This is a genomic window from Amycolatopsis sp. A133 (assembly GCF_031082405.1).
Lineage (GTDB): Bacteria > Actinomycetota > Actinomycetes > Mycobacteriales > Pseudonocardiaceae > Amycolatopsis.
Window position 1 is genome coordinate 179562 of sequence record NZ_JAVHJU010000003.1, and the last position, 25130, is coordinate 204691.

General features: G+C 73.0%; 23 protein-coding genes. 16 read left to right on the plus strand and 7 right to left on the minus strand.

What is annotated here, in order from left to right; genetic code table 11:
• Nucleotides 1-59: 59 nt before the first annotated feature.
• A complete protein-coding gene (locus tag Q5425_RS03620) occupies nucleotides 60-779 on the plus strand; it encodes an SDR family oxidoreductase (RefSeq protein WP_308670625.1) in 720 nt (239 codons plus the stop codon).
• Nucleotides 780-782: 3 nt separating this feature from the next.
• Here Q5425_RS03620 and Q5425_RS03625 read toward each other — a convergent pair whose 3' ends face one another.
• Nucleotides 783-1652 (minus strand): NAD(P)H-hydrate dehydratase, encoded by an 870-nt coding sequence (locus Q5425_RS03625; RefSeq protein WP_308670626.1) that lies wholly within the window; start codon nucleotides 1650-1652, stop codon nucleotides 783-785.
• The gene (locus Q5425_RS03630) at nucleotides 1630-2349 is read right to left on the minus strand and encodes a histidine phosphatase family protein (protein ID WP_308670627.1); all 720 of its coding nucleotides are present in this window, start codon (nucleotides 2347-2349) and stop codon (nucleotides 1630-1632) included. The genes Q5425_RS03625 and Q5425_RS03630 overlap by 23 nt, the downstream gene beginning before the upstream one ends.
• An 82-nt stretch (nucleotides 2350-2431) precedes the next feature.
• Between Q5425_RS03630 and Q5425_RS03635 the strand changes: the two genes are divergently transcribed.
• Complete coding sequence (locus Q5425_RS03635; protein ID WP_308670628.1) at nucleotides 2432-3655, plus strand: SpoIIE family protein phosphatase; 1224 nt, start codon at nucleotides 2432-2434, stop codon at nucleotides 3653-3655.
• An 18-nt stretch (nucleotides 3656-3673) separates the two neighbouring features.
• Here the strand turns inward: Q5425_RS03635 and Q5425_RS03640 are convergent, their stop codons facing one another.
• The gene (locus tag Q5425_RS03640) at nucleotides 3674-4057 is read right to left on the minus strand and encodes an STAS domain-containing protein (RefSeq protein WP_308670629.1); all 384 of its coding nucleotides are present in this window, start codon (nucleotides 4055-4057) and stop codon (nucleotides 3674-3676) included.
• Between the two features lie 167 nt (nucleotides 4058-4224).
• Between Q5425_RS03640 and Q5425_RS03645 the strand changes: the two genes are divergently transcribed.
• The 6 genes from Q5425_RS03645 to Q5425_RS03670 all read left to right on the plus strand — a co-directional run bounded on the left by Q5425_RS03645 (nucleotide 4225) and on the right by Q5425_RS03670 (nucleotide 12071).
• Nucleotides 4225-4605, plus strand: a complete 381-nt coding sequence (locus tag Q5425_RS03645) for an STAS domain-containing protein (RefSeq protein ID WP_308670630.1) — start codon at nucleotides 4225-4227, stop codon at nucleotides 4603-4605.
• Complete coding sequence (locus Q5425_RS03650; RefSeq protein WP_308670631.1) at nucleotides 4605-6185, plus strand: SpoIIE family protein phosphatase; 1581 nt, start codon at nucleotides 4605-4607, stop codon at nucleotides 6183-6185. Before Q5425_RS03645 ends, Q5425_RS03650 begins: the two co-directional genes overlap by 1 nt.
• The gene (locus Q5425_RS03655) at nucleotides 6185-6601 is read left to right on the plus strand and encodes an ATP-binding protein (RefSeq protein ID WP_308670632.1); all 417 of its coding nucleotides are present in this window, start codon (nucleotides 6185-6187) and stop codon (nucleotides 6599-6601) included. Before Q5425_RS03650 ends, Q5425_RS03655 begins: the two co-directional genes overlap by 1 nt.
• A gap of 91 nt (nucleotides 6602-6692) precedes the next feature.
• A complete protein-coding gene (locus tag Q5425_RS03660; RefSeq protein WP_396135122.1) occupies nucleotides 6693-10772 on the plus strand; it encodes a SpoIIE family protein phosphatase in 4080 nt (1359 codons plus the stop codon).
• Nucleotides 10769-11071 carry an STAS domain-containing protein gene (locus tag Q5425_RS03665; protein ID WP_308670634.1) on the plus strand — a complete coding sequence of 101 codons (303 nt, stop codon included), beginning with the start codon at nucleotides 10769-10771 and terminating at the stop codon, nucleotides 11069-11071. The genes Q5425_RS03660 and Q5425_RS03665 overlap by 4 nt, the downstream gene beginning before the upstream one ends.
• 265 nt (nucleotides 11072-11336) lie before the next feature.
• Entirely contained in the window at nucleotides 11337-12071 is a 735-nt protein-coding gene (locus Q5425_RS03670) for a GAF and ANTAR domain-containing protein (RefSeq protein WP_308670778.1), read from the plus strand.
• Between the two features lie 5 nt (nucleotides 12072-12076).
• Here the strand turns inward: Q5425_RS03670 and Q5425_RS03675 are convergent, their stop codons facing one another.
• A complete protein-coding gene (locus Q5425_RS03675; protein ID WP_308670635.1) occupies nucleotides 12077-12487 on the minus strand; it encodes an ATP-binding protein in 411 nt (136 codons plus the stop codon).
• Nucleotides 12488-12612: 125 nt separating this feature from the next.
• Here Q5425_RS03675 and Q5425_RS03680 point away from each other — a divergent pair, with 125 nt between their 5' ends.
• The 5 genes from Q5425_RS03680 to Q5425_RS03700 all read left to right on the plus strand — a co-directional run bounded on the left by Q5425_RS03680 (nucleotide 12613) and on the right by Q5425_RS03700 (nucleotide 19115).
• Nucleotides 12613-15900, plus strand: coding sequence for a glucodextranase DOMON-like domain-containing protein (locus Q5425_RS03680; RefSeq protein ID WP_308670636.1), 3288 nt, complete (start codon nucleotides 12613-12615; stop codon nucleotides 15898-15900).
• A gap of 13 nt (nucleotides 15901-15913) precedes the next feature.
• Nucleotides 15914-16480, plus strand: a complete 567-nt coding sequence (locus tag Q5425_RS03685; RefSeq protein WP_308670637.1) for a DinB family protein — start codon at nucleotides 15914-15916, stop codon at nucleotides 16478-16480.
• A gap of 246 nt (nucleotides 16481-16726) precedes the next feature.
• On the plus strand, nucleotides 16727-17239 hold the full coding sequence (locus tag Q5425_RS03690; protein ID WP_308670638.1) for a YbaB/EbfC family nucleoid-associated protein: 513 nt from the start codon (nucleotides 16727-16729) through the stop codon (nucleotides 17237-17239).
• The gene (locus tag Q5425_RS03695) at nucleotides 17236-17550 is read left to right on the plus strand and encodes a hypothetical protein (protein WP_308670639.1); all 315 of its coding nucleotides are present in this window, start codon (nucleotides 17236-17238) and stop codon (nucleotides 17548-17550) included. Before Q5425_RS03690 ends, Q5425_RS03695 begins: the two co-directional genes overlap by 4 nt.
• Nucleotides 17550-19115, plus strand: a complete 1566-nt coding sequence (locus Q5425_RS03700) for a hypothetical protein (RefSeq protein WP_308670640.1) — start codon at nucleotides 17550-17552, stop codon at nucleotides 19113-19115. Before Q5425_RS03695 ends, Q5425_RS03700 begins: the two co-directional genes overlap by 1 nt.
• On the opposite strand, the gene Q5425_RS03705 is transcribed toward Q5425_RS03700, so the two are convergent.
• Entirely contained in the window at nucleotides 19112-19972 is an 861-nt protein-coding gene (locus Q5425_RS03705) for an SDR family NAD(P)-dependent oxidoreductase (RefSeq protein WP_308670641.1), read from the minus strand. The two genes, Q5425_RS03700 and Q5425_RS03705, sit on opposite strands and share 4 nt — an antisense overlap.
• A 32-nt stretch (nucleotides 19973-20004) precedes the next feature.
• Here Q5425_RS03705 and Q5425_RS03710 point away from each other — a divergent pair, with 32 nt between their 5' ends.
• Both Q5425_RS03710 and Q5425_RS03715 read left to right on the plus strand, forming a co-directional pair.
• Nucleotides 20005-20625: a TetR/AcrR family transcriptional regulator gene (locus tag Q5425_RS03710; RefSeq protein WP_308670642.1), complete on the plus strand. Its 621-nt coding sequence runs from the start codon at nucleotides 20005-20007 to the stop codon at nucleotides 20623-20625.
• A 64-nt stretch (nucleotides 20626-20689) separates the two neighbouring features.
• Entirely contained in the window at nucleotides 20690-21520 is an 831-nt protein-coding gene (locus Q5425_RS03715; protein ID WP_308670643.1) for an alpha/beta hydrolase, read from the plus strand.
• Here Q5425_RS03715 and Q5425_RS03720 read toward each other — a convergent pair.
• Nucleotides 21507-21878, minus strand: coding sequence for a DUF742 domain-containing protein (locus Q5425_RS03720; protein ID WP_308670644.1), 372 nt, complete (start codon nucleotides 21876-21878; stop codon nucleotides 21507-21509). The genes Q5425_RS03715 and Q5425_RS03720 overlap by 14 nt on opposite strands.
• Nucleotides 21879-22039: 161 nt before the next feature.
• On the minus strand, nucleotides 22040-22183 hold the full coding sequence (locus tag Q5425_RS03725; RefSeq protein WP_308670645.1) for a hypothetical protein: 144 nt from the start codon (nucleotides 22181-22183) through the stop codon (nucleotides 22040-22042).
• A gap of 124 nt (nucleotides 22184-22307) precedes the next feature.
• Here Q5425_RS03725 and Q5425_RS03730 point away from each other — a divergent pair, with 124 nt between their 5' ends.
• Complete coding sequence (locus Q5425_RS03730; protein ID WP_308670646.1) at nucleotides 22308-25112, plus strand: BTAD domain-containing putative transcriptional regulator; 2805 nt, start codon at nucleotides 22308-22310, stop codon at nucleotides 25110-25112.
• Nucleotides 25113-25130: the final 18 nt, after the last annotated feature.

Below are 25130 nucleotides of genomic sequence, written 5' to 3' on the forward strand. Positions count from 1 at the left end.
CTCCACGTTCGACACCTGGCGCGAGACCACCCTCGCCGCCGGCTTCCCGGAAGGAACCCATGAAGATCGTCCTCATCACCGGAGCCAGCAGCGGCATCGGGCGCGCCACCGCGCTGCGCCTGGCCCGCGAAGGCCACCACGTCGTGCTCGGCGCCCGGCGCGAAGACCGGCTGGCCGCGCTGGCGAAGGAGATCCACGACGCCGGCGGCACCGCCGACGTCCACCGCCTCGACGTCACCGACCGCGCGGGCGTCGCCGCGTTCGCCGGCGCCGCCGTCGAAGCGCACGGGCGGATCGACGTCTTCGTCGCCAACGCGGGCGTGATGCCGTTGTCGCGGCTGGACTCCCTGCACGTCGACGAGTGGGACCGGATGATCGACGTCAACGTCCGCGGCCTGCTGCACGGGATCGCGGCCGTGCTGCCGCACTTCCGGCGCCGGAGCGGCGGGCACTTCGTGACGATCGCCTCCACGGGCGCGCACGAAGTCGTGCCCACAGCCGCGGTCTACTGCGGGACCAAGTACGCGGCCCGGGCGATCACCGAGGGCCTGCGGCTGGAAGCCGGCCCCGGCGTCCGCGTGACGACGATCTCGCCCGGCGTCACCGAGTCCGAGCTGGCGGACTCGATCACCGAACCGGGCGCGCAGGAAGCGATGCGCGCCTACCGCGCGGTGACCCTGCCGGCGGACGCCATCGCCGGGGCCGTCTCCTACGCGATCGGCCAGCCGGAGGCCGTCGACGTCAACGAGATCATCGTGCGGCCCACCGCCCAGCGGTGACGCTCAGCGCTCCAGCTCCGCGATGACGCGCGGTATCTGCGCCACCAGCTCACGTGCCAGCAGACCGGTGCTGCCGGTGTCCGGGATCAGCCGCTGGCCGGCCACGGCGTGGACGTGCGTCGCCCAGCAGGCCGCCTGGTCGGGGGCCGCGCCGCGGGCGAGGAAGCCGCCCGTCAGGCCGGCCAGCACGTCGCCGCTGCCCGATGTGGCCAGCCCGACGTGGCCGCTGCCGTCCCGCCAGGTGCGGCCGCCCGGCTCGGCGACCACGCCCATGAGCAGCACCACCCCGCCGTAGCGCCCGGCGATCCGCACCGCCGTTTCCAGGTCGTCGACGTCCTTTTCCTCGCAGCCGTCGAGGTAGGCGGCTTCGACCCGGTTCGGGGTGAGGAGCAGCCGGCCCGCCAAGGGCTCCGCCAGTGACGGGGCCCGGCTCAGCGCGCCGAGCGCGAACGCGTCGAGCACCACCCGGGTGTCCGGGGCGATGGCGGGCACCAGCTCCCGCAACAGCTCTTCGGTCTCCGACACGCCGGTGAGGCCGGGGCCGACCACGACGGCGCGCGCGTCGGGCAGGACCTCGGCCAGGCGGTCGACGGCGCCGGCGCCGATCGCGCCGGTGCCGGTCTCCGGCAGCCCGAACACCGACGACTCGGGCACCGAGACGCCGAGGGTCGAAGCGTGCCGTTCGGCGACCGCCAGCTGCAGCGTGCCGGCACCGGCGCGCAAGGCGGCGGTGCCGGACAGCGCCGGCGCGCCGGGCACGGTCCGGGCGCCGCCGACGACGAGCACGGTGCCCCGGTCTTCGACGCCGATCCGCCAGTCCCTCAGCAGGGCCGGGCTGATCGGCGCCGGGTCAGGAGAGCTGCTGCGCGGCATCGTCGTCCGCCGTCGGTGGGGTGTCGGTGGCGTGCAGGTGGCCGACCTCCTGGGCCAGCACCATCGTGAACCCGCCGTCGGAGTCGCGCTCCCAGGCCGTCACCGAGCCGTTCGGGACCTCGGTGGCGTCGGCGGCGCGCAGCAGGTCGGGTTCGGGCAGTCCTTCGAGCAGGTAGCGCAGGGCGAAGACGGTCATTTCGTGCGCGGCCAGCAGCACGCGCTTCCCGGCGTGCTCGACGCTCAGCTCGTTCAGGAGGGACCGCAGCCGCAGCACGACGTCCGCCCAGGACTCCCCGCCGGGCGGCCGGTAGTAGAACTTGCCCAGCCGCCGCTTGCGCTGCAGCTCGTCGGGCCACCGCTCGCGGACGCCGTGCGAAGTCAGCAGATCCAGCACGCCGAGCTCGCGGTCGCGCAGCCGTTCGTCGGGGATGATCGCCACGCCGTCGGGCGCGGCGAGCCGGGCGGTGTCCCAGGCCCGGCGGTAGGTGGAGGTGAGCACGAGGTCCGGCGGGCGCTCGGCGAAGAACTTCCCCGCGGCCTCCGCCTGTTCCCGCCCCAGGTCCGTCAGCGGCACGTCGGCGTCGCGTTCGGCGATGTCGATCACGTCCGCGCCGGCCGCCTCCGCCTCTTCCCTGGCCACGTTCCCGGTGCTCTGGCCGTGCCGCAGCAGACCCACCCAGTCCAAGTCGACGTTCACGACGGGCTGGTTACCCCGGGAGACCCGCCGTCGAAACCCGGGATGGTTAGGCCCGCAAAGGACTTGCGGCTAGGGTCGTCCCATGTCGCGAAGTCTCGACGCCCACGACCGGCTGCAGCAGCTGGAGACGATCATCGGTACCCCGGCCGAACACCTCGGCCTGCCCGAGCTGCTCGCCGAAACCCTGCGGCGCCTGCGCGACGTCATGCAGGTCGACACCGCGACCGTGCTGCGCTACCAGGCCAATGGCCGCCATCTCGTGGCCACCGCGGCGGCCGGCATCGAAGAAGAGGTCCACCAGGGCGTGCGGGTGCCGGTGGGCAGCGGCTTCGCCGGCCGGGTCGCGCTCGAGCGGGCGCCCGTCATCCTCGACCACGTCGACGAAACCACCGTCGTGAACTCCCTGCTGTGGGAGCGGGGCCTGCATTCCATGCTCGGCGTGCCGATGATGGCCGGGAACGAGCTCGTCGGCGTCCTGCACGTCGGCTCGGTGACCCGCCGGCAGTTCGGCGAGTCCGAAGTGGCCACGATGCAGCTGCTCGCCGACCGCCTCGCCATGGTCATCCAGGTCGAGGCGCTCGAGGAGAACCGCACCGCCACGATGGCGCTGCAGCGCAGCCTGCTGCCCAGCAGCCTGCCCGAGGTGCCCGGATTGGCCTTCGGCGCCCGGTACGTCCCCGGTGCGGAGACCGGGCTCGGCGGTGACTGGTACGACCTGTTCACCCTGCCGGGCGATCGGCTCGGCGTCGTGATGGGCGACGTCTCCGGCCACGGCCTCGACGCGGCCGTGATCATGGGGCGGCTGCGCAGTGCCCTGCGCGCCTACGCCCTCGACTGCGAAAGCCCCGCCGAGGTGCTCGCCAAGCTCGACCGCAAGGCCAACCACTTCGAACACGGCGCGATGGCGACGGTGGCCTACGGGATCATCGGCCCGGGCCGTGACTCGCTGACGTTGTCCCTCGCCGGGCACCTGCCCCCGGTGCTCGCCCTGCCCGGGGAGCCCGCCCGGCTGGCCGACGCTCCCCCGGATCCCCCGATCGGGCTGACCATCGGCACGCCCGAACGGCGCACCACCGTGATCGACCTGCCGGTCGACGGCGTGCTGGTGCTCTACACCGACGGGCTGGTGGAGCGGCGCGACCGGCCGGTGGACGTGGGCATGCAGCAGCTGGCGGAAGCCGTGCGCACCGGGGACCCCGAACGGGTCTGCGCACAGGTCATGGCCAAGATGATCGGCAACCGGCCGGCCCAGGACGACGTGGCCCTGCTGGCCATCCGGCGGCGGACCGTCCCGGCCGGCAGCTGACGCGGCCGGGACGACTCGTCAGGACGCGGCCAGCGCCGCTTCCCGGGTCGGGTACAGCGAAAGGCTGTCCTCGAGCCCGGTCAGCTGGATCGGGCGCAGGGTGGCCCGGCCGGACACGACGATCCGCACCGCGGTGCCGGAGCCGGCGTTGCGGTGGATCGTCAGCAACGCGGTCAAGCCGGGCGAGGCCAGGAACTCGACGCGGCTCAGGTCGACCACCAGCACCGGCGGCTGGTCCGCCAGCGCTTCGTCGGCGGCTTGCACGAGAGCCGGTGCGGTGGTCGTGTCCACGTCCCCGGCAACCTCGACGACGACCGCTTCGTCTTGCTCCGTCCGGGCGATCCGGAATTCGCCGAACGGCACAGCGGTGGCCGAGCTTTCGACGTGGGCGTGCTCGGTCATGTGGTTTCTCCTCGCCTTCGGCAGCCCTCCGGCAGATCCGGTGGGCGTGGTTGACTACGAAGGCTGTGTGCTCAACCCCTGCCAATCATGCCTGCCCGGGCGGCACGCCGCCGTCTCAGCACCCCCTCGGCTTCCCGCCGCGCCCTGGAACAGGCAGGATGGGCGCCATGGGTGATCGCGACGTGACCGGGGACTCACCGGGCGACGAGGTCGGCTCGGCCGGCTCGGTGGCGCTGGAGCACCGCGACGGCACGGCGGTATTGCACGTCGACGGCGCCCTCGACCTCGCCCTGGCCCCGGAATTGCGCCGGTTGGCCGAACGGGCGGCGCGGCTGCGGCCCGAACTGCTCGTCATCGACCTCACCGGCGTCACCTTCCTGGCTTCGGCGGGGATGGCCGAACTCGTCCGGGCGCACCGCGGGCCCGCCGCTTCGGCGCCGCTGCGGGTGGTGGCCACCGGCCGGATCACCCTGCGTCCGCTGGAACTGACCCGGCTGGTCGACGAGCTCGCCATCTACCCGTCCCTGTCCGACGCGCTGGTTCGCTGATGACGGCCCGGGCGGAGTTCGACACGGTGCTCGAGGCCGTGCGCCGGGTCTTCGTCGACGGCGAGGGCACTCCGGCGGCGACCGCGATCCACCCTCTCGGCCCGGCCGAAGTCCGCGCGGTGCTCGGCGACCACGTCGCGGCGGAGGTGACCGACCGGGCGGTCCTCGCGGACCTGGTGCCCGGCCGGGAGATCACCCGCGCGGTCGCCGTCGCCGCCGAGGGCGGCCGGCGCGGCGCGTTGGTCTACACGACCCAGGAGGCCGGTGACCTGCCCGGGGCCGTCGCCACCGCCATCGAAGCCGCCACCGCGGACCTGGCCGGCACCGTCCGGCGGTTGCGGGCCGAAGCCGCGGTGCTCGACGCGCTGCATTCCACCGGCCGCGAACTGACCGCGCAGCTGGACATCGGCCGGATGGTGCAGGACGCGACCGACGCGGCCACCAAGGCGACCGGCGCCCAGTTCGGCGCTTTCTTCTACAACCTGATCGACGAGTTGGGCGAGTCGTACACGCTGTACACGATTTCGGGCGTGCCACGGGAGGCCTTCGCCCGGTTCCCGATGCCGCGCAACACGGCCGTGTTCGGGCCGACCTTCGACGGGTTCGGCACCGTGCGCAGCCCCGACATCACGCAGGACGCGCGGTTCGGGAAGAACGCGCCGCACCACGGGATGCCGGAGGGGCACCTGCCGGTGTGCAGTTACCTGGCGGTCTCGGTGATCAGCCCCACATCCGGGGAGGTGCTCGGCGGGTTCTTCTTCGGCCACCCGGAGCCGGACCGGTTCACCGCGCGGCACGAATACCTCGCGGAGGGCATCGCCGCCTACTCGGCCATCGCGCTGGACAACGCCCGGCTCTACGAACGCGAGCGCACCCTCGCCAGCGAGCTGTCCCGCAGCATGCAACCGGTCGCCCCGCCCACCCCGGGCCTCGACGTGCTCACCCGGTACCTGCCCGCGGCGACCGGGAGCAAGATCGGCGGCGACTGGTTCGACGTGATCCGGCTGCCGTCCGGCGCGACCGCGTTCGTCATCGGCGACGTGGTCGGCCACGGCGTCACCGCCGCGACGGTGATGGGCCAGGTCCGGACGGCCATCCGCAGCTACGCCCTGCTGGGACTCCCCCCGTCGGAGGTTTTGCGCAACGTCTCCGAACTGACCGGCGGGCTGTTCGGCGAAAGCTTCGTGACCTGCTTCTACGCGGTCCACCGCCCGTCCGACGACTCGCTCGTCTACGCGAACGCCGGCCACCTGCCCGCGATCCTGGTCCGCCCGGGCGAACCGCCCGAGCAGATCGGCGAGGCACTGGCGCAGCCGCTGGGCGTCGGCTCGGCCTTCCCCCAGCGCACCGCGGGCTTCCCGGCGGGCGCGGACCTGGTGCTCTACACCGACGGGCTGGTCGAAAGCCGCACCCGTGACCTCACTCTGGGCATCGAATGGCTGCTGGCGGGTATACCCGGATTGCTGACCGCGTCCGACCTCGGCACGGCGTGGGACAAACTCGTCGACGAACTGACGCGCGGACGGCACGACGACGACATCGCTGTGATCCACGTGCGCCACCGCGGAGAGGAAGCCTGATGACCGACCCCCTCCCCCCGGACGCACCCGCTCCCCCGGCCCCGTTCCACCGGCGCTCGGCCGCGGTGGCCGACCGGCTGCCGGCGCTGCGGGAAGCACTGGCCCGGTGGCTGGCCACGCTCCACCTCACCCTCGAACGGCGCGAAGACATCGTCTTGGCCGGCTACGAGGCAATGGCCAACTCGGCCGAGCACGCTTATCCCGACGGAGAAGCGGGCCCCATCGACGTCCGGGCCGAAGCGCTGCCCGGGCGGCTGACGGTGACGGTCACCGACTACGGCACCTGGCGGCCGCCGGTCGCGACGAACGGGCTGCGGGGCCGCGGCCTGCTGCTCATCGACAACCTCGCCGATCACTGCGCGCAGGTGCACCGGGACGACGGCACCACGGTCACGATGACCTGGCTGACCGGCTGAGCACCGCGCCCGGACTGCCGCCGACGCACGCGCAGCAGGGGCGTGCCCGGTCGAGTAGGCTCGGCCGGCGTCCGCGTGAACCTGGAGTGTGATGAGAGTCGGGGAAGAGGCCGGCCGGCGGGCCGTGTTTCCGGGAAGCAGCCGGATGGCCGCCCGGATGCGGGACTTCGACTGGGCGTCGTCCCCGCTCGGCGAGCCGCGGGAGTGGCCGTCGAGCCTGACGACGGCGGTCCGGATCTGCCTCACCTCCCGCTTCCCCATGATCGTCTGGTGGGGCTCGGAGCTGCGCTTCCTCTACAACGACGCGTACCTGCCGCTGCTGGGTACCAAGCACCCGGCGCTGGCCAAGCCGGGCGCGGAGGTCTGGGGCGAGATCTGGCACATCATCGGCCCGATGCTGGACAGCGTGATGACCTCCGGCGAAGCGACCTGGTCGGAGGACCTGCTGCTGCCGATGAACCGGCACGGCTACTGGGAAGAGACCTACTGGACGTACTCCTACAGCCCGGTGCACGACGACGCGGGCACCGTCCGTGCGGTATTCACCGCGGTCACCGACACGACCGAGCGCGTGATCGGCGAACGCCGGCTGGCGACGCTGCGCGAACTCGGCGCGCGGACCGGCCTCGCCCGCACCGTGGACGAGGCCTGCGAGCTCGTCGCCGACGTGCTGGGGCGGGCCGGGGCCGACGTCCCCTACGCCGCGATCCACCTACGTGACGGCGACGGCGAACTCACGCTCGCGGCCGTCACGCCCGGCGGGGAAGGCACGGGCGACGCGGCCGCGTGGCCGCTGAAGGACGTGCTCGCCGACGGGGTCGCCCGGACGGTCTCGGACGCGGCGTTCGGCGAGCTGCCCGCGGGCGGCTGGTCCACGCCGCCCGCCGAGGCGGTGGTGCTGCCGCTGCCCGGCGACTCCGGGGACGCGGCCACCGGCGTGATCGTGCTGGCGGCGAGCGCCGGGCGCGCGCTCGACGAGTCCTACCGGACGTTTCTGGGGCTGGTCGCCCAGCAGACGACGGCGCTGGTCAACGGCGCGATCGCCTACCGGGCCCAGCAGCAGCGCGCCGAGGAGCTGGCCGAGCTGGACGCGGCGAAGACCACGTTCTTCGCCAACATCAGCCACGAGTTCCGGACGCCGCTCACCCTGATCCTGGGCCCCGCCGCCGAGCTGCGGGAGGCGCTCGGCGACGCCGGCGAGCGGGTGCGGGAAGAGGTCGACGTCATCCACCGCAACGCATTGCGGCTGGGGCGGCTGGTCAACAACCTGCTCGACTTCTCCCGGATCGAGGCCGGCCGGATGCAGGCGCGCTTCGAACCGGTCGACCTCGGGGCGTTCACCGCGGAGCTGGCGAGCGTCTTCCGCGCCGCGGTCGAGCGGGCCGGGCTGGCCTTCGAGGTGGACTGCGGCCCGTCGGACGAGCGGGTGCACGTCGATCGCGGGATGTGGGAGAAGGTCGTCTTCAACCTGCTGTCCAACGCGGTCAAGTTCACCTTCGACGGCGCGATCCGGGTGACGAGCGCCCTGGACGGCGGGCACGCCGTGGTCGCCGTCTCCGACACCGGGATCGGCGTCGACACCACCGAGCTGCCGCGCCTGTTCGAACGGTTCCACCGGATCCCGTCGGCGCGGGCGCGCTCGAACGAGGGCAGCGGCATCGGCCTGGCGCTGGTGCGCGAGCTCGTCGGCATGCACGGCGGCAGCATCACCGTGGAAAGCACGCCGGGGGCCGGGACGACGTTCCGGATCCGGCTGCCGCTGGGCACGCGGCACCTGCCGGCCGAGCACGTCGTCGAGGAGGCCTCGGCCGGCGGGCTCGTCGCGGAGACCGCGGAACCCTACGTGCAGGAAGCCCTGCGCTGGCTGCCGGACGACGACTCCTCCGCCCGTCCCGCGCCCGCCGCGGCCGCGGGCGCCCGGGTGCTGGTCGCCGACGACAACGCCGACATGCGCGACTACCTCGTCCGGCTGCTGCGCGACGACTACGCGGTGACCGCGGTGCGCGACGGCGTCGAGGCGTTCGCCGCCGCGTGCGCGGAGCCGCCCGAGCTGATCATCAGCGACGTCATGATGCCGCGGCTGGACGGCCTCGGCCTGCTCGCCGAGCTGCGCGGCGACCCGCGCACCACCGCCGTGCCCGTGCTGCTGCTGTCGGCGCGGGCCGGGCAGGAAGCCGCCGTCGACGGGCTGGCCGCCGGGGCCGACGACTACCTCGTCAAGCCGTTCTCGGCGCGGGAGCTGCTCGCCCGCGTCCGCACGACCGTCCAGCTGGCCAGGCTGCGGACGCAGCACGCCCGGTGGCGCGCGGCGATGATCGACTCGCTGCAGGAGGGCTTCTTCGTCTGCGACGCCGACGGCCGGGTCGTGGAGATCAACACGGCGTTCACCGAGCTGCTGGGCTTCGGCACCGACGGGCTGCCCTACGCTTCGCCGTTCCCGTGGTGGCCGGACGCCGGCACCGACCCCGCTGCCCACCGCCAGGTCGCCGAGGCGTCCGAACGCGCGCAGGGCGAGCCGTCCGGCAACCTGGTCCTGCCGATGCGGCACCGGGACGGGCACCGGGTGTGGGCCGCGATCGCCTACAACCAGCTGCACGACGACGAGGGCCGCCGCCGGGTGGTCGGCACCGTCCGCGACGTCACGGCCGAGCGGTACGCCGTGCAGCGCGAAAGCGCGCTCGCCTCGATGAACCAGCGCCTCGCCGGGATCAGCGGGGTTCCGGAGGTGCTGCGCACGGGACTGGCGCAGCTGCGGGAGCTGTGGGACGCCCAGCGCGTGCTCGCGGTGACCTGGCCCCCGGACGGCGAACCGGAGGTCGCCTCCACCGACCCCGGCGACCGGCACTGGGCGGACCTCGCCGCTCCGCTGCGCGAGACCCTCGGGCGGCTCCGCGCGCTGCCGGCGTTGCACGCGACGCCGGCCGGCAGCGGTGCGGGCACGACCGTCGACCACCCGGGCGGCCGGCTGACGCTCTGGGTCGAGCCCGCGCCGGGCCGTCCGCTCGGCACCGAAGACCGGACGCTGCTGGCGCTGCTGGCCGGGACGCTCGCGCACGCCCTGCGCCGCGCCCACCGCGACGACCGGCAGCGGGAGGTGGCGCTGGCGCTGCAGCGCTCGATCCTCGGCCCGGCCCGGCTGCCCGACGGCTTCGAGGTGCGCTACGAGCCGGCGAACCCGCCCCTGGAGGTCGGTGGCGACTGGTACGACGTCATCGCGCTGGCCGGCGACCGGATCGGCATCGTCGTCGGCGACTGCGTCGGCCGGGGGCTCGCGGCGGCCGCGGTGATGGGCCAGCTGCGCAGCGCCTGCCGCGCGCTGCTGCTGGAGGCCAGCAGCCCGGCGCACACGCTGACCGCGCTCGACCGCTTCGCCGGACGGCTGCCGGACGCCTTGTGCACCACCGTCTTCTGCGGGGTCCTCGACCCCAGCACCGGCACGTTCACCTACAGCAGCGCCGGGCACCCGCCCGCCACCGTCGTGCACCGCGACGGCACGGCGGAGTTCCTCGACGACGGCGGCAGCGTGCCGCTCGCCGTCCGCGGCGCGGCGGCCCGGCCGGAGGCCACGGCGGTCGTGCCGATCGGCTCGCTGCTGATGCTCTACACCGACGGCCTGGTCGAACGCCGCCGCGAGGCGCTCGACCAGGGCATGGACCGGGCCACCCGGGTGGCCCACGACGCGCGGGACGCGGAGCTGGGCGACCTGGCGGCCACCCTGATGGATCGGCTCCGGCCGGCGGAGGGCTACGAGGACGACGTCGCGCTGCTGCTCTACCGCCGGTCGGTGCCCGCGCTGGACCTGGATTTCCCGGCCGACCCGGACCACCTCGCCTCGACCCGCCAGTGGCTGCGTGCCTGGCTGGCCAACGCGGAGCTCGAGGAGGACCTGGCCCAGGACGTGCTCGTCGCGGCGGGCGAGGCCTGCGCCAACGCCGTCGAGCACGCCTACCACGGCAGCATGGGGGCGACCGGGCACCTGACGGCCCGGTTCACCGGCGGGCACCTGGTCGTCACAGTGGCCGACCGGGGCCGGTGGAAGCAGCCGCCACCGGACAACCACGTGCTGCGCGGCCGCGGCGTGCCGATGATGGAGGCGCTGGCCGACTCCGTCACCTTCCGGCACGACGCCACCGGAACCACCGTCACGCTGGAATGGAGGATCGGTTCGTGACGACGGCACTCACGCTGGTCAGCGGCCCGGGCGACGACGGGGAGCGGGTCCTGACCGTCACCGGCGAGATCGACATGAGCAACGCGGCGGAGTTCGGCGCGGCGCTGGACCGCGAGCTGACGCCGGGGACGGCCGTCACCGTGGACTTGACCGGGGTGGCCTACCTCGACAGCGCCGGCGTCGCGGTGCTGTTCGACCGGGCAGGCGGAAACGACCTGCAGCTGGTCGCGTCGCGGTTGCTCGACCGGGTGCTGCGGGTGTCGGGGCTGACGCAAGTTACGAAGGTCATGATCCGCTGAACGGTTGACCGCCGGTAAACGGGGTAAGCAGGCCGCAGCGACGGCCGTGGGGTGGGTTGTGCTGCCGTCCGTCGCGAGGTGGCCCCGGCACCCAACCCACGACGTTCAGCAGTGAGCGGCGGGCCGGAGCCACCGTCCTCTTCCTTCCCGGTGTTGCCGCAGCGTTGTTGCAGAATGCGCACCGGACGCGAGTAAGGTTCTGCCGTTCCGTTGAGCAGCAGCGGTTCAGCACCTGCCGCAGCCGTCCGGGACGGAGATGACACCAGTGACCGGTGAGTCGATCCTGCCCGAGCACCTCGACGAGCTGACCGCCGCCATGACGGACCTCACCGGTGCGCTGGAAACCGAACCCGTCGAAGCGGAGATCCTCGAGGCCGTCTGCGCCGAGGCCGTCCGCGCCGTGCCCGGCGCCGACATGGCCAGCATCACCGCGATCCGGGACGGCGAGCCGACGACCGCGGCCTCCACCGACGAGGCGGCCGTCGAGATCGACCGCGCCCAGTACGCGGCGGGCGCGGGTCCCTGCCTGCAGGCCGCGTCGACCGGCGAGATCGTCCGGGTGCCCCTCGCCACCGCGGGCACAGCGTGGCCCGAATTCACCGCGCGGGCCCAGGAACTCGGCGTCGGCAGCTACCTGGCCGCGCCGCTGCGGGTCGACGACCGCCTGTCCGGCGCGATCAACCTCTTCGGCTACGGCGACCACGGCTTCGCGGAAGCCGACTCGCAGCTCCTGCAGCTGTACACCACGGTCGTTTCGTTCGGGCTGCGCACCACGCGGCGCTACCACCACGCCCGGCAGCGGGCCGTCGACCTGGAAGCGGCCATGCGGACGCGGGCGGTGATCGAGCAGGCCAAGGGCATCCTGATGGCCGTGCACCGGATCGGCGCCGACGACGCCATGAAGCTCCTGGTCACCGAATCGCAGCACACCAACGTGAAGCTCCGGGACATCGCGGCCCGGTTCGTCGAAGACCTGTCCTCGGCCGGCTCCGCCGGCTGACCGGCTCAGGCGGTGCGGCGCGCCGGGAACGGCCAGGTGAGCGTGATGACGGTGCCGCCGTCGGTCGAGCGGACGTCGAGCCCGTCCACCAGGGCCTGGATCAGGCGCAGCCCGCGGCCGCCGTCCGCCCGCTCCGCCACCGACTCCCAGCTGCCCTGGTCGGCGACGGTGACGATCAGCACGTCCTGGTCGATCCGGGCGCGGACGTCGATCAGGCCCGGCCGGCCGTGGTAAGCGTGGCCGAGCACGTTGGCCATCGCTTCCCAGCAGGCCAGCACGACGTCGTCGGCCTGCCGCCCGACCTCGGCCCCGGCGCGCCGCCGCAACCAGGACACCAGGTGCCGGCGCAAGCTCGGCAGCGTCCGTGGCGAAATCGTGCCGCGGTACCGCCATCCGTCCGATCCCAGCTCTTCCACGTTCACCTCCTTGGGGGACTCACGGTTTGCTACCCACCGGTTCGGATTCTCAATCACCGGTAATGGGCTCCCCTGCTGCCGTTCGGACCTGGTGCGGCCCGGGCCGGTCGTGATCGGATGTGCGGATGATTCGGTCGACGTCGTCCGTGGTGCTGTGCGCGGTGCTGGCCGCGACCCTCCTGCCCGCTGTATCCACCACAGCCAACGCAGCCAACGCAGCCGCCGCGGCGCCGGGACCGGGCGCCGTCTCGCACTTCGGCCTGGCCCGCAAGGACTGCCTCGGCACCGCGCGGAACACGGCGAGCAAGGCGTGGTTCACCGTGGCGGGCGGCGTGCTGTCCGACGTCTACGCGCCGGTCATCGACAACACGAACGTCGAGACGCTGCAGTTCGCCGTCACCGACGGGCGCAGTTTCACCGACCTGCAGGCCCGCGACATGACCTACACGGTCCGCACGAGCGCCGGCGGGATGGCGTGCGAGGTGACGTCGACCGCGCGCAGCGGGCGGTACCGGCTGGTCACCGAGTACCTGGCCGATCCGGCGCGGACCGGCGTGCTCATCCGCACCCGGCTGGAACCGCTGCGGGACTCCGGGCGGGACCTGCGGGTCTACGTGCGCTTCGACGCGAGCGTCAACGGCAACGGCGGGGGCGGCCCGGCCAACGGCGGCGGTGACACCGCCACGGTCGACGCGGCGACGTCCGCGCTGGTCAGCGCCGACCCGAACACCGTGTCCAGCGCGCCGGCCCGCGACTACGGCACCCCGCTGGCCGCCGCGCTGCGCGCCGACCGCCGGTTCCTGGCCACCGGCAGCGGCTTCGCGGGCACCGCCGGCGACGGGCTGGCCCAGCTGGACCGCGACCACCGGCTCACCGACACCACACCGACGGCGGTGAACGGCAACGTCGTCCAGACCGCGCAGCTGGACCTGCGGCCGCACCGCCCGGCCGTGCTCGCGCTCGGGTTCGGCGCGGACGCGCGGGCCGCCGTCGCCACGGCCGGGGCGAGCCTGCGCACCCCGTTCGAGCAGAGCTACCGCCAGTACGCGCGCGAGTGGCGTGACTACGACCGCGGGCTGATCCCGGTGCGGGGCAAGGACTCCGAAGACGCCACTGCTTACTACCACTCCGTCAACGTGCTCAAGGCCAGCGAGGACAAGACGTTCCCGGGTGCGGTCGTCGCGTCGCTCGGCAGCCCGTGGGGCCAGGCGGTGTCCGCGGGCGACGCGCCCGGCGGCAAGCCGGTCTACTTCGGGTCCTACCGCGAGATCTTCGCCCGCGACCTCTACGAAAGCTTCTCCGGCCTGCTCTCGGCCGGCGACCGCGAGACGGCGCGGGCGAGCGTGCGGTGGCTGTTCACGCGCCAGCAGCAACCGGACGGCCGGTTCCCGCGCAACTCGCTGCTCAACGGCAAGAAGGCCCCCGACTCCGGCGGTGACCAGCTCGACGAGAGCGCGTACCCGATCCTGATGGCGCTGCAGGCCGGGCTCGACCGCGACCGCACGCTCTACACCGAGCACATCCGGGCGGCCGCCGACTTCGTCGTCGCGCACGGGCCGGCGTTCGGCTCGGAGCGCTGGGAGGAACAGGGCGGCTACTCCCCCTCGACGATCGCCGCGGAGATCGCCGGGCTGGTCGCCGCTGGCGTGATCGCCGACCGCAACGGCGACCGTGCGCGCGCGAACGTCTACCGGGCCACCGCGGACCACTTCCAGCGCAACGTCAAGGGCTGGACGGTGACGCAGAACGGGCCCTACGGCGGCCGGTACTTCCTGCGGCTGACGAAAAACGGCGACCCGAATTCGGAATGGAACTACAACCTCGGCAACGGCTCGGTCGACGCCGACCAGCGCGCGGTCGTCGACGCCGGGTTCCTGGAGCTGACCCGCCTGGGCGTGCTGCCCGCGAACGACCCGGACGTCGCCGCCTCGCTCGGCGTCGTGGACCGGGTGATCAAGCGGGACACCCCGGCCGGGCCGGGCTGGTACCGCTACGGGACGTCGGCGCCGGGCAGCGAAGACGGCTACGGCGACTGCTACGAGCCGGATCCGACGAACTGCGGGCCGACCGGCGCTCCCTGGCCGTCGACGAACACCGGGTCCGGGCACCTGTGGCCGGTGCTCGCCGGCGAACGCGGCGAGCAGTCCGTGCAGACCGGCGACCGGGCGGGCGCGGCGGCGATGCTGCGCGCGATGCGGGCCCAGACCGGTGGCACCGGGCTGATCCCCGAGCAGATCTGGGAGAACCCGGCGCTGCCCGCGTCGCCGTACGGCACGGACCCGCGGACGGCGTCGATCGGCTTCACGCCGGGGCAGTCCGCCGGCTCGGTGGCGCCGCTGAGCTGGGCCCAGTCGCAGTCGGTGCGCCTGGCCAGGGCCCTCGACGACGGCAGGTTGCCCGAGCAGCCCGCCGAGGTCCGCTCGCGGTACGTCTCCGCCCCGCGTGCGTTGCCCGTCACGCTCGACGCGCCCGCGTCGGTGTCCACCGCGACCGCGCAGGTCACCGGCACCGCACCGGCCGGCAGCCGCGTCGACCTCGCCGTATCGGCCACCGACGCGGGCACGACCACGGTGCTGTCGACCCGGGCTTCGGCGGCGGGGACGTTCAGCGCGACCGTGCCCACGCCACTCGGCGCGAACGTCGTCACCGCGGCCGCAACAGGGGCGGGGACCGGGTACGCCCAGAAGACGATCAGCTCGGACTTCGTCACCGGCACGGTCCTGCTGGACACGACGGACCCGGACGGCGACGACAACGGCCCGGGCACGTACACGTACCCGACGGCGGGCGACTTCCACGCGGGCGCGTTCGACCTGCAGCGGTTCCAGGTCATCGATTCCGGCACCAACCTGGTCTTCCGGGCTCAGCTCCGCGACCTGACCCCGACGTTCGGCTCCCCGCTGGGCGCCCAGCTGCTGACGATTTACGGGCACAACCCGGCCGCAACGGCGACGTCGACCGCGGCACCGTTCCCGAGCCGGGCGTACACGATCGCACCGCAGGACGCGTGGAGCCGGCGCATCGAAGTCCAGGGCTTCGCCGAGCCGACGCTCGTCGACGCTTCGGGCGCTTCGCTGGCAACGCCGTCAGTACAGGCGTCGCAGGCAACGCGGTACATCACGGTCAGCGTGGCGAAGGCGGCCTTCGGAACGCCGGGACCGGGCTGGACGTTCGCCGTGGTGCTGACCGGCCAGGACGGCAACTCCCCCGACCAGGCCCGCCCGTTCACGCCGACGGCGGGCCAGTACACGTTCGGCCTCTGCGCGCCCGGCGGGACGGCCCCGATCTGCACCGCGGACCCGGCAACCGCGCCCAAGGCGTTCGACGTGCTGACGCCGTCCGGCGTGGATCAGACGCTGGAGCTCGACCCGACCCGCGGTCCGGTTTCGGTGCGCGGAGTGCCCGTGGGCTGACAAGCTGGTCGCCATGATCGACGAGTTCGCAAAGGAATATTTGCACGGCGACCTGCGCGAGGTCCGCGAAGAGCTGCTCGGGAAACTCGACGGGCTGGACGAGTACGACATCCGCCGTCCCCTGACGGCGACGGGCACCAACCTGCTCGGCCTCGTCAAGCACCTGACCCTGACCGAAGCCCGGTACTTCGGCGAGATCTTCGACAGGCCATTTCCCGAGCCCCTGCCCCGGTGGGACGACATGAGCACGCGTGGCAGGGACATGTGGGCAACCGAGCACGAGCCCCGCGAGGAGATCATCGACCGCTACCGCCGGGCATGGACCCACTCCGACGCGACGATCACGGAGCTCGCCGTCGACGCACCGGGCCACGTGCCCTGGTGGCCCCGCCCGGACGTGCTGCTGTTCAACATCCTGGTCCACGTGCTCACCGAGACCAACCGCCACGCCGGCCACGCGGACATCCTCCGCGAACAGCTCGACGGCAGGCTGGCCTCCGACGGCCACCACGACGCGGAGTTCTGGGCGGCCCGCCACGCAGAGGTGGAGAGAGCCGCCCGCACAGCCACCGCACACTGACCTCCACTGTGGACTCCCGCCCCCGAGGTCGCGAATGACTCATTCGGAACCTCTGAGGTCCCGAATGAGTCATTCGCGGCGTTCACCCCCCTCCCGGGCACGGCGGTTCACCCGGCCAGGTGCCTAGGGGCAACATCCGGGGAACAACCAGGCACACTCCCGGTTAACGCCGGACGACCATCCGGGGTGCGCTAACCTGCCGCAAATGGGTCCGGCCGTGTGCCGGTGCGTCGAGGAGTCGAATTCGTGCAACCGAACCTGGGGCCAGGTGAAGACTTCCAGCTCCTGCTCGAACGGCAGGTCCGGGAGATGCAGTCGAAGGCCGCCGCGCTGAACGAAGCGCTTTCCGCGGCCGGGGCGACGGTCCGCACCCGCGACGGCGCGGTCACCGTGACCCTCGCCCCGAACGGCGCGCTCACGAACCTCGAGCTCGGGCACCGGGCGTGCGAGCTGGGCCCGGCCCGGCTGACCGCGGCGATCATGGGTGCGGTGCGCGACGCGCAGCGCCAGACCGCCCGCGCCGTCGCGGATTCGTTCGCCACCATCAACGGCGACGGCGAGTCGACCGACATGGTCCGGTCGTTCCTGCCGCCGGACCCGCCGCCGGACGGGGACTTCGGGGCCCCGGAGAGCGCGGCGGAGCCGACGCCGCCGCCCGCTGCTCCGCCGTCCCCCGCTCAGCCGCCGTTGCCGCCGTCCGCGCCGCGGCGCCGTCCGCCGGCCGACGACCGTCCCGACGACGAAGCGAACCCCTGGTGACCGGCGGCGGATTCCGGGTCTCTTCGGAGCCACTGGCGAACTTCGGCAAGCACCTCGACGAGCTGCAGCAGAACCTGCAGGGCACCGCCGACCTCGTCGGCGGCATGGTCTGCGACCCCGGGATGTTCGGCATCAACCCGGCGTGCCAGCTGATGGCCGCCGGCGCGAGCACGTGGACCGACAAGGCGCACCACCAGTTCGGGGCGTACGCCAAGACCGTCGGCGAGCTCGCCGACAAGGTCGCCGAAGCCGCAAAGCGCTACCAGGCGGGCGAAGAAGACGCCGTCGACTCGATCGTGAGGTTCGAATAGTGGGCGACGACTACCAGAGCAAGGACGTCAGCCTCCACGGTTCGGAACTGTTCAACGAGGACAACCGGTCGGCCGGCGCGGGCTTCTTCGAGGCCGCGACCGGTCTGGACAAGGCCGTCAAGGAGAACGACAAGGTCGCGATCGGCATCGGCGCGGCGGGCATGGCGCTGGAGACCATCGGTCTTGTGCTGGACCCGATCGGCAGCCTGCTGACGGCCGGGATCGGCTGGCTCATCGAGCACATCACGATCCTGCGGTGGCCGCTGGACGTCCTGATGGGCGACCCCATCGGCATCGCGGCGGCCAGCGAAGCGCTCACGGCGGAGAAGAAGAAGCTGGAGCAGTGGTCGGCCGACCACCAGCAGGCGCTCGACACCCTGATGAAGGAGTGGAGCGGCAAGGCCGCGGACCAGTTCAAGAAGGACATGGACGCGGTCACCGAGCAGCTGGGCTCCCTCGGCGGCTACCTCGACCAGGCCGGCAAGAACATGAAGATCGCGGGCGGCATCGTCGGCGCCTTCCGCGGCATCCTCCGCGACCTGATCGCGATGCTCCTGGCGACGATCATCAAGGGCGCCCTGATCGCGGCGGCGCTGGCCCCGGTGACGTTCGGCGCGTCGATCGCCATCTTCATCGGAACGACCATCGGCACGGTGGCGACGGCGCTGGGCAAGATCGGCGCGAAGCTGGCGCAGCTGGCCCGGAAGCTGGGCGACCTGCTGCAGGCGCTGACGAAGATGGGCAAGGCGGGCGACGACCTGGCGGCGGCCAAGCCCCCGGCGACGAGCTTGACGCCGACACCCACCCCGAAGCCGGACACGACCCCGCTCCCGAAGCCGGACACCACACCGGCGCCGAAGCCGGACACGACACCGTCGTCGGCGACTCCGGAGCCGAAGCCCGAGCCGAAGCCGGACACCACACCCGAGCCCAAGCCCGAGCCGAAACCGGAACCCAAACCCGACACCACCCCCTCGTCGGCGACCCCGGAACCCAAGCCCGAGCCCAAACCGGACACCACCCCCGAGCCCAAGCCCGAGCCGAAACCGGAACCCAAACCCGACACCACCCCCTCGTCGGCAACTCCGGAACCCAAGCCCGAGCCCAAACCGGACACCACACCGGAACCCAAGCCCGAGCCGAAACCCGACACCACCCCCGAGCCCAAGCCGGACCCCGCGCCTTCCTCGTCGTCGGCCACCCCGGAACCGAAGCCGGACACCACGCCCGAGCCGAAGCCGGACTCCACACCGTCCACTCCGGAACCCAAGCCGCACAAGCCGTTCACCGATCAGATGACCAACGTCATCCGGACCAAGCTGTCCCAGATGGACGGTGTGACGCCCGAAATCATGCAGAAGTTCGACAAGATCTCCAACTTCTCCGTGCACGAGCTCGGCAAGCTCTTCGGCAAGGCGGGCGCCGAGAAGTTCGAGTCGGCGGTCAAGGTGATGACCGACCCGTGGTTCGGCAAGTCGGGCCTGGCCGGCAAGACCGTCGTCGACATGATCAAGGGCGTGCCCGCCAGCATCGGCAACGTCACCGGCGGGGACGACGACTCCTAGCCGAGCGGCTCCAGGCCGGTCAGCGCGACGCTCTCGGTCCACAGCCGCGCGGCGGCCGCGTCGTCGGTCAGGTTCGCCCACCGGGGTTCGAGCCGGGGCCGTCCGCGCAGCCCGAACACGCGCGGGCCCCACAGCTGGCCGCCCTCGACGTCCGGGCCGAGCACCGCGCGGACGGCCGGTCGCGCTCCCGCGTCCTTGCCGTGCAACACCGCGCGGGCCGGGAGCCCGCGCAGCCAGGCGCCGGTCGTGCGGACGTGCACCGGCGGCCGTGACGGCGTCAGGGAGTCGAGCGCGCCGCCCGGGTGGGCGAGCACGCTGACGCGCCGTGAGCCCGCGGCCCGCAGCCGCCGGTCGAGTTCGAGCGCGAACAGCATCTGGGCCAGTTTGGACCGCTCGTAGGCACGCTTCGGGCGGTAATCGCGCTCGCTTTGGAGGTCGGCGAAGTCGAGGCTCGCCGACTTCGCCGCGAAGCTGCCCGTGGTCACGATGCGCGCGGCCGGGGTCAGCACCGGCAGCAGCCGGGCGATCAGGGCGAAGTGGCCGAGGTGGTTGGTGCCGAACATCAGCTCGTGCCCGTCCCGGGTTTCCCGCCGCGGCGGGGCGTCGAGCGCGACACCGGCGTTGCACAGGACGGCGTCCAGCTCACCCACGTCCGGGTCGACCGAGCCGAGGTCGGCGAGGTCCAGCCGGACGTGCGTCACCTTCGCCCCGGAAACCCGTGAGCGGATCGAGGCGGTCGCGGCTCGCGCCTTGTCCGGGTCGCGGCTGCCGATCACCACCTCCGCGCCCGCCGAAGCCAGTTGCTCGGCGGCGAAGTACCCGATCCCGGCGTTGCCCCCGGTCACCAGTACCCGCATCGCCGCCCCCTCCCCGTGCCAAGCTGTCCGACGTGGACAACGCTACCGACGAACCGGCCCGTGCGGGGTACCGGCGGTCGGCCGGGTCGCCCCGCGGCGAGGCCCGGCGCCGGGAACTGCTGGCGAAGATCACCGACGACGTGGCCGAGAACGGGCTCGTCGACTTCTCGCTGCGGCGTGCCGCACGGGCCGCCGGGACGACGCACAAGGTGCTGCTCTACCACTTCGAAGGCGCCGAAGATCTGCTTCGGCAGGTGGTTTTTGCGCTGCGCGAGCGGCGGATCGGCAACGCGCTGACGGCCGCCGCCGCGGAGTCGCCGACGCTCGCCGGCCGCGTCCGGGCCGCCTGGTCCAGCCTTCGCGAGGAGACGCAGCTGCGTCGCGTCCTCGACCAGGCGATGGGCCTGGCGATGTACGACCCGGGCCGGTACGCCGCGCTCGGCCGGGGCGCGTCCCAGCAGTACCTGCCGACGCTGGTGTCGTTCTGCCCCGGGCACTGGCCGGAGCAGCGCAAACTCGAGGTTGCCGGGATGATCCTCGCGACGCTGCGCGGCTTCCTCGTGGACCTGCTGGTCAGCCCGGACGGCGAGGGCGCGGCGGCCGGTTTCGCGGCGTTGCTGCGGGCGGTCGAACGGGAGGAAGCGGCGCCCTGATCCTCGACAGTTTGCGAACCACGTGGTTCACTTCTGCCCAGGGGGACCCTCTGGGAGGTCGCACATGCAGGTCGAGCTGTCCGCGGGCACCATCGAGTACACCGATACGGGCGGAACGGGCTCGGTCGTCGTCTTCGTCCACGGCTTGCTGATGGACGGCTCGCTCTGGGACGGCCCGGTGGCCGGCCTGGACCGGCTCCGCTGCGTGGTCCCGACCCTGCCGCTGGGCGCGCACCGGCATCCGATGCGGGACGACGCCGACCTGTCCCTGCCCGGCGTCGCCCGGCTGCTCACGGAGCTCCTGGAGCGCCTGGACCTGCGGGACGTCACCCTGTGCGGCGTCGATACGGGCGGCGCGCTGGTGCAGCTGCTCATGGCGGACGGCGCGCCGCGGGTGAGCCGCGTGGTGCTGGCGTCGTGCGACGCGTTCGACAACTTCCCGCCCGGCCTCACCGGCAAGACGCTGTTCCTGACGGGGAAACTCCCGCCGCGCCTGTTCGGGGCGTTCATGCAGCAGATGCGGCTGCGCGCGGTGCGCCGTCTCCCCATTGCGTTCGGCTGGCTGACGAAGCGCGGAGACGCGGCCACGGCCCGCTGGATCCGGCCGGTGCTGACCCAGGCCGGGATCCGCCGCGACACGGTCCGCGTCCTGCGGGCGGCCGCCGCCGCACCGGGAATCCTGCTGGAGGCGGCCGGGCGGCTGCCGGGCTTCGACCGGCCGGCGCTGGTCGTCTGGGCCGGCGAGGACCGCGTGATGCCACCCGCGCACGGCCGGCGGCTGGCCGGCTTGCTGCCGAAGGGCAAGCTGGTCGAGGTGGCCGACAGCTACACGCTGCTGCCCCTCGACCAGCCGGCGGAGTTCGCCCGGCTGGTCCGGGAGTTCACAGCCGGCTGAGGCCGTGCAGGATCCGCTTCATCAGGTCCATGCTCGGGCGGTTCCCCGAACTCCGCTTCGCGGTGTGCACGGCGACGAGTCCGCGATCGGCGAGGTCGGAGAGCAGGACCCGCGCCACCCCCAGCGGGATCCGCCGTCGCGCGGCGACCTCGGCGACCGACTGCGAAGTGCGGCACAGCACGCAGATCTCCGACTCTTCCGCCGAGCTCCCCCGGGTCATCGCGCGCCCCCGCGCGGTGGTCGAAACGAGCGTTTCGACGGGAAGGTCACGCGTCGGTCGCGTCCGGCCGTGGGTGCGGAAGTACGGACGGACGAGCCCCGCCGCCCCTCCGTCGTCGAGCGCGGTCCCCCAGTGCACAGCCAGCTCCTTACGGCGATTAATCCTTGTCGGCGATTATTCGACACCGTGATCGACTCCACCGCAATCGACCGAACAGGCTAACGGACGGTAAACTGCAGGTCGGGGCGACGCCGTTGAACGACACCCCCCAGGGGGAGGAAGGTCATCCAGCGGGATTATCAGACTTCTGACAAGTTCGCAGGCTTCCGCGCCTTCCGGGCGCGACCCAGCAGGCGCGTCACCCGCCGCCGCCACCACCGGGCGGCGGCGTACTCCTGCTGGACCTCGGCGATGCGTGCCCTGAGGTAGGCGTCGGAAATCATCTTGCGCTCCTGCCCTGGTCGTCCGGTGCCGCCACCGTGCGCCGGGACCGTTGGGAAAACCTTGACCAGACCTTGTCCGGGAGGAGCCGATCCGCTAGGCCTGAGGGCAGGGAGGGATTCGGTCGTGGTGGAGCTGCGGGTGCTGGGTGCCGTCGAAGTCGTGGCCGGCGGCACCCGGTTCGACGTCGGGCCCGCGCGTCAGCGTGACGTGCTGGCCGTGCTGCTCCTCGAAGTCGGCCGGGCGGTCCCGGCCGACCGGCTCGTCGACCGCGTGTGGGGCGACCGGCCGCCCCGGCAGCCGAGGAACTCGCTGTACGCGTACGTGTCCCGTCTGCGTGCGGTGCTCGGCGGGCTGGACGGGGTGGCGATCGAACGCGACCGTGACGGCTACGTGCTGCTCGCCGATCCGCTGGCGATGGACGTCCACCGGTTCGAGAGCCTGCTCCGGCGGGCGAGGACGACGGCGGACGACCACGCGGCCCTCGCGCTGTACGACGAGGCCTTGGCGCTCTGGCGCGGGACACCGCTCAGCGAGCTGGACTCCCCGTGGGTCGACAGCGTCCGCAGTGAACTGGAGCGCAAGCGCGAAACGGCCGTGTTGGACCGCGACGACCTCCGGCTGCGCACCGGCGCCCACGCCGCCGTGCTCGCCCGGCCCGCCCCGGCGGGCGTGACCGGCGAACGGGCGGCGGCGCAGCGGATCGAGGCGCTGTTCCTCGACGGGCGCCCGGCCGATGCGTTGCGCGAGTACGAAAAGGTCCGGCTGCACCTGGCGGACGAACTCGGCACCGACCCCGGACCGCGGCTGCGCGGCCTGCACGAGCGGATCTTGACCGGCGCCGGTCCCGAACCCCGGCAGCTCCCGGCCGCGCCACCGTCCTTCTCCGGACGCACCGGCGAACTGGCGGCTCTCGACCGGATGCTCGCCGCCGAGGGCGCGGTGGCGGTGATTTCCGGCCCCGGCGGTCTCGGGAAGACGTGGCTGGCCGTGCGGTGGGCGACCGACCACGCGAGCCGGTTCCCCGACGGCCAGCTGTACGCCGACCTCCGCGGCTTCGACCCGATCCACGAACCGGTGCCCGCCGAGCGCGCGCTCCGCGGGTTCCTCGGCGCGCTGGGCGTCGCCGCGGCGTCGATCTCGCCGGAGCCGGACGGGCAGGTGGCGCTGTACCGGAGCCTCACGGCGCGGCGCCGGCTGCTGGTGGTGCTCGACAACGCGCGCGACACGGGGCACGTGACGCCGTTGCTGCCCGGCGGATCCTCCTGCTCGGTCCTGGTCACGAGCCGCCACGAGCTCGGCGGCCTGCGCACCACGCACGGGGCGAGCGCGCTGCCCCTGCGCACCCTCGACGAAGGTCAGGCGCGGGAACTGCTCGCCCACAAGCTGGGCGCGGCCCGGCTGGCCGAAGAACCCGAGGCGGCCCGGGAGGTCGTCCGCCAGTGCGGCGGCATGTCCCTGGCCCTCGCGATCGTCGCCGCCCGGGTCTGCAGCGGGCCCGGCCGCCGGCTGTCCGCGCTGGCCGCCGAACTGCGCGAAAGCCGGCTGGACGCACTGGACACCGGGGAGCTGACCGCGAGCCTGCGTGCGGTGTTCGACGCCTCGTACCGGTCTCTCGACCCGGGATCGGCAGCCGCGTTCCGCCTCCTCGGGCTGGTGCCCGCCGACGACGTGGACCGCGCGGCGGCGACCGCCCTGCTCGGCGACGCCCGGCCGCTGCGCGTGCTGTGCGCCGCCCACCTCCTGGAGGAGCACCTGCCGGGCCGGTTCCGGATGCACGACCTCGTCAAGCTCCACGCCGCCGAACTCGCGGCCCGCACCGACGACCCCGCCACCCGGCTCGCGGCGTCGACCCGGCTGTTCGACCACTACTTGTGCCGGGCTTCGGCGGCCATGGACCTGTTTTCGCCTCACGAGCCCTACGTGCGGCCACGCCCGGACGGACCGTGCCCCGGCTTCGCGGACGCCCGGGCCGCGCGGGCCTGGCTGGACGCCGAACGGGCCACCATGCTCGCATCGGCCACGAGCGCACCGGAGGCACTGGCCGGGCACGTGATCAGGTTGTCGGCGACGCTCTGGCGGTACCTGTACGTCGCGGCGCACCACCACGAGGCGCTCACCCTCCACACGACGGCGCTCGCGCTGACGCGCCCCGGCACGCCGGAACGGGGATTCGCCGCCCACGCCGTCGGAAAGGCCCTGATCCTCCTCGGCAGCTTCGACGAAGCCGCCGAGCGTCTCGGCGAGGCGCTCGCGCTGGCGTCGGACCAGCGGAACGACCTGCTCGAAAGCATGGTCCGCAACAGCATCGCCACGATCGACGACATCCGCGGCCACCGAACGGCGGCCCGCGAGCAGTACGGGCTGGCCCTCGCGGCAGCGCGCCGGACGGGCCACGCCCTGCTGGAGGGAATAGCCCTGTGCAACATAGGCGAGCACTACCGCTGGTGCGCCGACCACGAGACGGCGGTCGAGTACTTGCAGCACAGTGGCCGCATCGCCCAGGAGATCGGCTCGGCGGGCCTGGGCGGCCCGGTGTTGTCGGCGCTGGGCAGCGCGTACGCGGGCTTGGGCCGGCCGGAGGAAGCGGACGACCACTTCCGCCGCGCCCTCGAGTTGGCCCGGGTGGGTCGGAACACGAACCTGGAGGTTTCGACGCTGAACGACCTGGCCGCGACGAAGAAAGGGACGGAGGCGATCGAGCTGTACGAGAAAGCGCTGGCGTTAGCTCGCCGGACTGGTCACCTCCGCGAGCGCGCCCTTGCGCACCACGGACTCGGGGTGATGCACCGGGCCGCGGGAGATCTCACGGAGGCAACGGCCCACCTTGAGGCGGCGTTGGTGGCGTATGCCGAGCTTCGGGCACCGGAGGCGGAAGAGGTGAGGGTCTTGCTCGGGCGCCATGATCCCGCGGGGAGGCCGGACTCTTAGGCGACGACCGCGGCTTGG

Coding starts and splice junctions, on each gene's coding strand:
- Q5425_RS03620 (WP_308670625.1), top strand. CDS start 60: ATGAAGATCGTCCTCATCACCGGAGCCAGCAGCGGCATCGGGCGCGCC.
- Q5425_RS03625 (WP_308670626.1), bottom strand. CDS start 1,652: ATGCCGCGCAGCAGCTCTCCTGACCCGGCGCCGATCAGCCCGGCCCTG.
- Q5425_RS03635 (WP_308670628.1), top strand. CDS start 2,432: ATGTCGCGAAGTCTCGACGCCCACGACCGGCTGCAGCAGCTGGAGACG.
- Q5425_RS03640 (WP_308670629.1), bottom strand. CDS start 4,057: ATGACCGAGCACGCCCACGTCGAAAGCTCGGCCACCGCTGTGCCGTTC.
- Q5425_RS03645 (WP_308670630.1), top strand. CDS start 4,225: ATGGGTGATCGCGACGTGACCGGGGACTCACCGGGCGACGAGGTCGGC.
- Q5425_RS03650 (WP_308670631.1), top strand. CDS start 4,605: ATGACGGCCCGGGCGGAGTTCGACACGGTGCTCGAGGCCGTGCGCCGG.
- Q5425_RS03655 (WP_308670632.1), top strand. CDS start 6,185: ATGACCGACCCCCTCCCCCCGGACGCACCCGCTCCCCCGGCCCCGTTC.
- Q5425_RS03660 (WP_396135122.1), top strand. CDS start 6,693: ATGAGAGTCGGGGAAGAGGCCGGCCGGCGGGCCGTGTTTCCGGGAAGC.
- Q5425_RS03680 (WP_308670636.1), top strand. CDS start 12,613: ATGATTCGGTCGACGTCGTCCGTGGTGCTGTGCGCGGTGCTGGCCGCG.
- Q5425_RS03685 (WP_308670637.1), top strand. CDS start 15,914: ATGATCGACGAGTTCGCAAAGGAATATTTGCACGGCGACCTGCGCGAG.
- Q5425_RS03705 (WP_308670641.1), bottom strand. CDS start 19,972: ATGCGGGTACTGGTGACCGGGGGCAACGCCGGGATCGGGTACTTCGCC.
- Q5425_RS03715 (WP_308670643.1), top strand. CDS start 20,690: ATGCAGGTCGAGCTGTCCGCGGGCACCATCGAGTACACCGATACGGGC.
- Q5425_RS03725 (WP_308670645.1), bottom strand. CDS start 22,183: ATGATTTCCGACGCCTACCTCAGGGCACGCATCGCCGAGGTCCAGCAG.